The organism is Cellulomonas sp. B6 (assembly GCF_001462455.1).
In the GTDB taxonomy this organism is placed as follows: Bacteria; Actinomycetota; Actinomycetes; order Actinomycetales; family Cellulomonadaceae; genus Cellulomonas.
The window spans coordinates 1-7,649 of record NZ_LNTD01000134.1 but is presented as its reverse complement, the minus strand read 5'-3'; the positions used below and the strand labels follow the sequence as shown (position 1 = coordinate 7,649).

The 7,649-nt window shown below is 75.4% G+C and carries 10 protein-coding genes; 4 read left to right on the top strand and 6 right to left on the bottom strand.

From position 1 onward, the window contains the following. From ATM99_RS12630 to ATM99_RS12620, 3 genes are all read left to right on the top strand, one after another. Positions 1–1,495 (top strand): MFS transporter (locus tag ATM99_RS12630; RefSeq protein ID WP_062103250.1); only part of this gene is annotated, 1,495 nt, incomplete at its 5' end. Between the two features lie 35 nt (positions 1,496–1,530). Next, positions 1,531–2,112, top strand: coding sequence for a TetR/AcrR family transcriptional regulator (locus ATM99_RS12625; protein WP_062103248.1), 582 nt, complete (start codon positions 1,531–1,533; stop codon positions 2,110–2,112). An 87-nt stretch (positions 2,113–2,199) separates the two neighbouring features. Further along, on the top strand, positions 2,200–2,643 hold the full coding sequence (locus tag ATM99_RS12620; protein ID WP_062103249.1) for a YdeI/OmpD-associated family protein: 444 nt from the start codon (positions 2,200–2,202) through the stop codon (positions 2,641–2,643). A gap of 55 nt (positions 2,644–2,698) precedes the next feature. Here the strand turns inward: ATM99_RS12620 and ATM99_RS12615 are convergent, their stop codons facing one another. The 4 genes from ATM99_RS12615 to ATM99_RS12600 all read right to left on the bottom strand — a co-directional run bounded on the left by ATM99_RS12615 (position 2,699) and on the right by ATM99_RS12600 (position 5,130). Then, complete coding sequence (locus tag ATM99_RS12615; RefSeq protein ID WP_062103247.1) at positions 2,699–3,256, bottom strand: putative immunity protein; 558 nt, start codon at positions 3,254–3,256, stop codon at positions 2,699–2,701. 109 nt (positions 3,257–3,365) lie between these two features. After that, positions 3,366–3,800, bottom strand: a complete 435-nt coding sequence (locus ATM99_RS12610; RefSeq protein ID WP_062103246.1) for a hypothetical protein — start codon at positions 3,798–3,800, stop codon at positions 3,366–3,368. Positions 3,801–3,905: 105 nt separating this feature from the next. Continuing rightward, positions 3,906–4,454 carry an isoprenylcysteine carboxylmethyltransferase family protein gene (locus ATM99_RS12605; protein WP_062103245.1) on the bottom strand — a complete coding sequence of 183 codons (549 nt, stop codon included), beginning with the start codon at positions 4,452–4,454 and terminating at the stop codon, positions 3,906–3,908. 22 nt (positions 4,455–4,476) lie between these two features. Next, positions 4,477–5,130, bottom strand: a complete 654-nt coding sequence (locus tag ATM99_RS12600) for a CatA-like O-acetyltransferase (protein WP_062103244.1) — start codon at positions 5,128–5,130, stop codon at positions 4,477–4,479. 142 nt (positions 5,131–5,272) lie between these two features. Here ATM99_RS12600 and ATM99_RS12595 point away from each other — a divergent pair, with 142 nt between their 5' ends. After that, complete coding sequence (locus tag ATM99_RS12595) at positions 5,273–5,812, top strand: GNAT family N-acetyltransferase (protein WP_062103243.1); 540 nt, start codon at positions 5,273–5,275, stop codon at positions 5,810–5,812. A gap of 15 nt (positions 5,813–5,827) precedes the next feature. On the opposite strand, the gene ATM99_RS12590 is transcribed toward ATM99_RS12595, so the two are convergent. Both ATM99_RS12590 and ATM99_RS12585 read right to left on the bottom strand, forming a co-directional pair. Further along, on the bottom strand, positions 5,828–6,454 hold the full coding sequence (locus tag ATM99_RS12590; protein WP_062103242.1) for an alpha/beta hydrolase: 627 nt from the start codon (positions 6,452–6,454) through the stop codon (positions 5,828–5,830). Beyond that, on the bottom strand, positions 6,451–7,380 hold the full coding sequence (locus ATM99_RS12585; protein ID WP_062103241.1) for a VOC family protein: 930 nt from the start codon (positions 7,378–7,380) through the stop codon (positions 6,451–6,453). The genes ATM99_RS12590 and ATM99_RS12585 overlap by 4 nt, the downstream gene beginning before the upstream one ends. Between the last annotated feature and the right edge of the window lie 269 nt (positions 7,381–7,649).

The window sequence follows — 7,649 nt, the reverse complement described above, 5'->3', positions numbered from 1 at the left end:
GCCGCCGACCGGGGCTCGCCGCTGGCTCGCGCTGGCCGTGCTGGCCGGTGCCGTGCTGCTCCTCGCCATCGACGGGACGGTGCTGTACCTCGCGATCCCCTCGCTCGCGCGGGACCTCGCCCCCACGTCCGCGCAGGTCCTCTGGATCGGGGACGTCTACTCGCTCGCGATCGCCGGCCTGCTGGTCTCCATGGGCGGGCTGGCCGACCGCGTCGGCCGCAAGAGGCTCCTGCTCATCGGGTCCGCGGCCTTCGGCGTCGCCTCCGTCGTCGCCGCGTTCGCGCCGAGCGCCGAGGCCCTCATCGCCGCGCGCCTCGCCCTGGGCGTCGCCGGCGCGACGATCATGCCGTCCACGCTCTCGATCGTCCGCAACCTGTTCGACGACGACAAGGAGCGGGCGCGCGGCGTGGCCGTCTGGGCCGCGGCCGCCGCGGGCGGCGCGGCGATCGGCCCGCTCGTGGGCGGCGCCCTGCTCGAGCACTTCTGGTGGGGCTCGGTCTTCCTCATCAACGTCCCCGTGATCCTCGTCGTGATCGTCGCCGGGGCCGTCCTGCTGCCGGAGTCCCGCGACCCGGACGCCGGGCGCTTCGACCTGGTGTCGGTCGGCCTGTCGTTCCTGGCGATCACGCCGATCGTGTGGGTCGTCAAGCGCTGGGTGGACACGGGGGTCACCGTGCCGACGGTCGCCGTCCTCGTGCTCGCGCTGCTGGCGGGATGGGGCTTCGTGCGCCGTCAGCGCCGGTCCGCCTCGCCGCTCATCGACGTGAACCTGTTCCGGTTCCCCGCGTTCTCCGCGTCGATCCTGGCGAACTTCGTCGCGATCCTCGCGCTCACGGGCACGCTCTACTTCTTCTCGCAGTACCTCCAGCTGGTCCGCGGGCTCTCGCCCCTGCGGGCGGGGCTGACCGAGCTGCCCGTGGCGGTGTTCTCCGCCGCCGCCGTCGTGGTCGTGGGCTGGGTCCTGCGACGCCTGGGCACGGGCCCCGGCATCGCGGTCAGCCTCGCACTCGCGGCGGCCGCGATGGTGATGCTCGCCGTCGCGGAGAGCGGCGGGTCCCTGGTGTGGCTGGTCCTCGCACTGGTCCCGCTGGGCCTCGGGCTCGGCGTCACGCAGACGCTCAGCACCAACGCGATCCTGTCCGCCGTCCCGGCGCGGAAGGCGGGCGCAGCCTCCGCCGTCGCGGAGACCGCCTACGAGATGGGCGTCGCGCTCGGGATCGCGCTCCTCGGCTCCACCCTCACCCTGATCTACCGCGCACGGCTGGTCCCGCCCGGCGGGCTAGGCTCCGAGGACGCGGCGCGCGTGCAGGACTCCCTGGCCTCGGCCACCGCGGTGCTCGGCGACCGGGAGGACGTCATGGCCGCCGCGCACGGCGCGTTCACGACGGCCATGCAGTCCACGTCGGTGATCGCCGCCGGTCTGCTCCTGGTGGCCTCGGTGATCGCGTGGCGGGCCATCCCTCGCGACGCGGGCACCGCGCCGGTCGCGCACTGAGGCGGCGACGCAACCACGACGCAGGACGGAGGGCGATGGGTCGGGTGGCAGGGCGCTCACGCGCCGACACGCGCGACGCGATCCTCCAGGCAGCGGCCGAGCTCGTGCTGGAGGTCGGCGTCAACGCCACGATCGCGCAGATCGCCGCCCGGGCCGGCGTCTCGAAGGGTGGGGTGCTCTACCACTTCGCCGACAAGGAGGCCCTGCTGGTCACGCTCGTCACCAACGAGCAGGAGCAGTTCCGGGCCGAGGTGCAGGCGGCGCTCGACCTCGACGACACGACGCCGGGCAGGCTGACCCGCGCCTACGTCCGTGCCGGGCTCCGCCCGTTCACGACCGGGGTCGGGCTGTCCCGGCAGGACGCCGAGCTCGCTGCGCGGCTGTCCTCGATCCCCGCCGCGCAGGAGGCCGCCGCACGGGACGCGGAGCGGTGGGAGCACGACCTCGCGGGGGACGGGCTGCCGACGTCGTCGACCACGCTCATCGTCTGCGCCGTCGACGGGGCGGCGTTCTCGGCGTTCTGGGGCGTGCAGCCCTCCGTGGCCCGGATGGTCGAGCTGCAGGACGAGCTCCTCGCGCTGGCCTCGAGGCGCGGGGTCGCACCGCCGCGCGGCTGAGGGATCCGGGCAGACGGCTCGTCGGCCCGGGCGGCGTGCCGCGGCTGCCCGGTGGTGCCCGGCCGCGCCGCGCGCGACGATGCGGGCATGGCCCCGCAGACGTTCACCACGACCCTGCTCCTCGACGGCAGCAACACCGGGGTCGAGGTGCCGCCCGCGGTCGTCGAGGCGCTCGGTGCGGGCAAGCGCGCCCCGGTGGTCGTGACCGTGAACGGCCACACGTACCGTTCGACGCTCGCGGTCATGGGCGGGCGCCACCTGATCCCGTTCTCGGCGGCGCACCGCCGCGAGACCGGCCTCGCGGGCGGCGACCCGATCGAGGTCACGCTCGAGCTCGACACGGCACCGCGGGTCGTCGAGGTGCCGGCCGACCTCGCCGCGGCGCTCGACGCCGCACCCGGTGCGCGCGCCGCGTTCGACGCGTTGTCTCCCAGCGCGCGGAAGGCGCACGTCACGGCCGTCGAGGGGGCCAAGGCGGCCGAGACGCGCGCGCGGCGCGTGGCGGCGGTCGTCGCGAAGGTGCTCGCCTGACCGTCGCCGTCGCCGTCGCCGTCGCCGTCGCCGTCGCCGTCGCCTGGCCGGGGCGTCAGACGCGCGCGCGGACGGCGGCGTCGAGCGCGCTCGTGAGCTCCGCCAGGGGGTGCCGCCCGGCGGGTGCGGGCGGGTAGCGGCGCAGCACTGCGGGCACGGGCGGTGCCGCGAGCCCCGCGAGCGTCACGACGGCCTCGTCGGCCACGCCACCGGCGTCGTCACCGGCGGCGACGGCCCGGAGCTCCGCGACGCGCGCCACGCACGCCGCCGCGCGCAGGACGTGGCCGACCTGCGTCGCGCGCGCGATCGGGTGCAGGTAGGCGGCCGCCGCTGCGTCGCCGCACGCGAGCGCGCCGAGCCGGGCGACCTCGTCGTCGACCGCGGCGGCGGCTCGGTGCGCGGCGACCGCGGCCGTGCGCTGCCGGTTGCTGCGCGCGGCGCCGTCGGCGAACGCGCGGGCGGCGGCGAGCGCCTCGCGGGGCCGCGGGTCGTCGGGGACGGCGGCCTCGAACGCGGGCAGCACCTGCGCGGCGCAGTCCGCCGCGTACCGGGCCACGGCGCGCAGGTCGTCGGTGCTGAGCTCGACGTGGTCGGGAGCGGGCGCGGCGGTCACGTCGTCATCCTGCCGTGCCCGTGCCCGTGCCCGTGCCCCTGCCCCTGCGCCGTGCCCGGGGCGGCGCCGCGGCGGGGCCCGCGTCGCCCCCCCGTATGTCCGTACCCGGTTACGCGTCGAGCGCCGTGCTCCTGACGGGCCGGCGGCCGGTGCGCTCGGCGATGGCGGCGACCTCGTCGGACGTGTACGCGCTGCGCGTGCCCGAGATCGACATCCCGGCGGCCGCCGCGAGGGTCTTGAGCGGGTAGGGCTGCGGCGCCACGAACTCGCGGCCGTACGCGATGAGCATGCGCAGCCGGTCCTCGGCCTCGCGCATCTCGGTGCGGGCCCGCTCGATCTCGGCGAGCAGCACGTCCTGGCGCGTGGGTGACCGGTCGCCGTCGGCGACGCGCAGGTACCGCTCGAAGACCTCGCGCTGCCGCACCACCTCCTCGCGCACGGCCTCCAGCGGTACCCGCGTCAGCTCGTCGGCGTCCGCGGGCGCCGGGGCGGGCACGGGCAGGACGATGTCGATGATGTCGTCGATCGCGTCGCGCTTCTCCATGTGTTCACCGTACGCAATCCTTTGCGATCGTCGCAACGGATTGCGGCGATCGAAACGCCTGCGGCGGGGACGGGAACGGGCGGGGCGCGCCGGGTCGGCCGTGGCTCACGCATGCGCGCGCAGCGCGCGCCACGCCGCACCGGCCGACCGCGCGTCCACCCATCGCGGCGTCGTCGCGCGGTAGCGCGCGTACGCCTCGCCGAACCGCTCCCCGAGTGCGCGCTCCTCGGCGGCGATCTGCGGGTGCAGCGCCGCGACGAACGCCGCGGCGGGCAGCGCGGCGACGGCCGAGCGCCGCGCGACCGCGTGCGCGACGAGTCCCAGCAGCATCCCGACGTACATGGGGTTGCGGGTCAGCCGGTTCGCGCCGTCGGTGACGAGTGCGGACGCGGCCGCGGGGACGGTGGGGTCGACGGTCGTGCGGGAGCGGCGGAACCGCAGGACCGGGTCGGCCGCGCACCACGCGGCACCCGCGGCGACGACGCCCGCGGCGACGAGCGAGCCCGGCGAGGGGCGACGCCCGCGACGCGTGAGCAGCGCCTGGGCGACCGCGGCCAGCGCGGCCACCGCGAGCGGCGGGAGGCGCAGGTCGCGCCGGGCGGGCGTGCCGTCCGCGGCGTCGTCGGGATCGGCCGCCCCACGATTCATCGTCATGGAGCGATGATAGGGGTCGCTGTCAGCCGGCCACCCACGACGGGTCGGCGAGCAGCGCCCGCAGCTCCTCCACGAGCCGCGCCGTGTGGAAGCCGTCCGCCGCCGCGTGGTGCACCTGCACCGCGAGCGGCAGCAGCACGCGCCCGTCGCGCTCGACGTACCGGCCCAGCGTGACGATCGGCGCGAGGTGCGTGCCCGGCGTCGCCGTGATCGTGAACCCCGTGAACGACGTCCACGGGATGCTCGACACGTCGAACGTGGCGGCCGGCCGCAGGCCCTGCGGGAACAGCTCGCCCGACGCCGCGTGCGCGGCCACCACGGCGGCGGCCGCGTCGTGGAACGCGGCGTAGTCCGGGTCGAACGGCACCCACAGGCTCGCGAACGTCTCGCTGCCGGGGTGCATCACCGTGAACGACGGGTGCACCACGGGCCACACGGCCGGCGCGCCGTCGGTCGTGAGCGTCATGCGGAACTCGTCGTGCCGGTTCACCACCGACGCGATCGCCCACACCTGCGTGAGGTACGTGCGGCGCCCCGCCGCGCGGACCGCGTCCACGAACGCGGTGACGTCGACCTCGACCGTCATCGCGTACGTGCACGGCACGGCGCGCAGGTAGTGGGCGAAGTGCTGCCGCCGGGGCCAGGTGTCCAGGTCGATGAGGGCCGGAGCGTCCATGCGGCCCATCGTCGCAGGCCGGGCCCAGGGCCGGCCGCCGCTGCGCACGTGGGGCGGCGCACAGGTGGCTGCGCGACGATCGGTGAAGACCGGTCGGGACCCGGCGACGGTCGTGAGCCGACCTGCGAGGAGGGCGAGGAGCATGACGGCAGGAGCCGCGATTGCGGTCGAGCTCGTCGAGGCGCAGCCGGCGGACCTCGACGCGTTCGCGCGCCGCGTGCAGGCGGCGTTCGCGCTCGCCGTCACGCCGGGCGCGGCCAGCGGCACGGCCGAGCCGATCCCGTCCGACGAGGACCTGCGGGAGTCGTTCGCCGCGCCCGGAGCCGAGGTGCTGCACGTGCTCGTCGACGGCGAGCGCGTGGGCGGTGCGGTGGTGAGCGTCGACCGGGAGGCGGAACGCGGCAGCCTCGACTTCTTCTTCGTCGACCCCGCGCACCACGGCCGGGGGATCGGGCGCGCCGCCTGGCGTGCGGTCGAGCGGCGCTACCCGCGCACGCGCATGTGGGAGACCATGACGCCGCACTTCGAGGTGCGCAACATCCACTTCTACGTCAACGTGTGCGGCTTCCACGCCGTCGAGTTCTTCCACCCCGGCCACCCCGACCCGCACGCGCCGGGCGCGGGCGCGGGGCAGGACCACGACGACGACCTGATGTTCCGCTTCGAGAAGCGGATGGCCTGACCGCGGCGCGGGCCCTCAGCCCGTGACGTGCGTCGTGAGGAACGCGTGGACCTCGGCGAGCTCGGTCGCGTCGATGCCGTGCGCCAGGCCCGGGTAGGTGCGGGCCGTCAGGGTGCTGTGCGCGGGCAGCCACGCGGCGGTGCGCTCGATCGCGTGCGGCGCGATGACGGTGTCGAGCTCGCCGCGGCCCCAGAAGACCGGGGGCCGGGTGCCGGCCAGCGTGGCGTCGCCGGGCCGCTCGCCGCCCGCGACGAACCCGCCGAGCACCACGGTCGCGGCGACGCGCGCGGGTCGCGTGCGCAGCAGCTCGGTGGCCATGAGCCCGCCCTGCGAGAACCCGAGCGGCGCGATGGTCGCGCCCGGTCCGAGCTCGGCGTCGACCCACGCCCAGATCGCGTCGGCGGCCGCCGCGACGGGTGCGGGGTCGGGCGTGCCGGGCGTCGTGATGGGGAACCACGCGGCGCCGCCGTGCGGCAGGTCGAGCGGTGCGCGCAGCGCCGCCCACGGCAGGCCCGACGGCAGGTGCGGCGCGAGGCCCGCGAGGTCGTGCTCGTGCGAGCCGAACCCGTGCAGCAGCAGCACCGTCGGGGCGGCCGGGTCCGCGCCCGGCGCGGGGGAGCGGACGGCGCGCAGCGTGCTCACCGGGCCAGCAGCTCGTCGGTCGTCGTGCCCGGGACGGACACCGTGACCTGCGTGCCCCACGGGTCGCGCAGCGAGACGGCGCGGCCGTCGTCGCCGAACGCCAGTCCCGCGGCGCGCAGACGCCCGACGAGCGCGTCGAGGTCGGCGCGGCCGGGGACCGTCACGGCGACGTCGCCCAGGCCGAGGGTCGAGGCGCGCGGCCCGGCGCCGCGGCTGTTCCACGTGTTCATGGCGACGTGGTGGTGGTACCCGCCGGCGGACGCGAACAGCGCACCGGGGTAGCCGCGCGTGGTGGCCTCGAAGCCGAGGGCGTCGAGGTAGAACGCCTCGGCGGTGGCGATGTCGCCGACCTGCAGGTGCACGTGGCCGACCTTGCCGGCCAGCTCGGGCCCGGCGTCGAGCGCCTCCTGCGTGAGGTGCTCGCGCAGGTAGCCGTTGGGGTCGAGGAACTCGGTGGACATGACGAGCTCGCCGTCGCGGTGCAGCCACAGGCTGCGGTCGCGGTCGGTGTAGAGCTCGATGCCGTTGCCCTCGGGGTCGGTGAAGTAGAACGCCTCGGAGACGAGGTGGTCGGACGAGCCGACGAACCGGCTGCGCGGGTCCTGCGCGGCACGGTAGACGGTCGCGGCGAGGCTCGCGGCGTCGTCGAACAGGAACGCGGTGTGGAACAGGCCGGCCTGGCGCGGGTCGACGGCGGGCAGGCCCGGCGTGTGCACGAGCCGGACCATCGGCGTCGTGCCGCGACCCAGCACGCGGTGCACCTGCTGCCCGCGCACGCGCTCCTCGAGCGGCTCCATCGCGATCGCGTCGGCGTAGTACGTGGTCATGGCCTCGAGGTCGCCGACGTGCAGCGTCACGGCGTCCATCGAGGTGGTGGCGGCCAGGACGCGCTCGTCGGCGGGTCCGGCGGACGTCGTGGTGCTCACGGTGACCTCCGATTAGTTGTCGATACAAGTAGAGAGTACCTCGCAAAGGTTGACGCTTCAAGTGGTGAGCATCACGCCTCCCTGTGAGGGGCGATGGCGGCGCTCCGTGTTTAGACTGACTAGTCAGTTCAAATGATCCGAGGGTGCACCCGTGACCACCACTTAGTTGTCGATACAAGTAGAGAGTACCTCGCAAAGGTTGACGCTTCAAGTGGTGAGCATCACGCCTCCCTGTGAGGGGCGATGGCGGCGCTCCGTGTTTAGACTGA

What these genes read in the sequence shown, in the direction of transcription:
- ATM99_RS12625 (WP_062103248.1), top strand. Translation starts at nt 1,531, where the DNA reads ATGGGTCGGGTGGCAGGGCGCTCACGCGCCGACACGCGCGACGCGATC.
- ATM99_RS12620 (WP_062103249.1), top strand. Translation starts at nt 2,200, where the DNA reads ATGGCCCCGCAGACGTTCACCACGACCCTGCTCCTCGACGGCAGCAAC.
- ATM99_RS12610 (WP_062103246.1), bottom strand. Translation starts at nt 3,800, where the DNA reads ATGGAGAAGCGCGACGCGATCGACGACATCATCGACATCGTCCTGCCC.
- ATM99_RS12605 (WP_062103245.1), bottom strand. Translation starts at nt 4,454, where the DNA reads ATGACGATGAATCGTGGGGCGGCCGATCCCGACGACGCCGCGGACGGC.
- ATM99_RS12600 (WP_062103244.1), bottom strand. Translation starts at nt 5,130, where the DNA reads ATGGACGCTCCGGCCCTCATCGACCTGGACACCTGGCCCCGGCGGCAG.
- ATM99_RS12595 (WP_062103243.1), top strand. Translation starts at nt 5,273, where the DNA reads ATGACGGCAGGAGCCGCGATTGCGGTCGAGCTCGTCGAGGCGCAGCCG.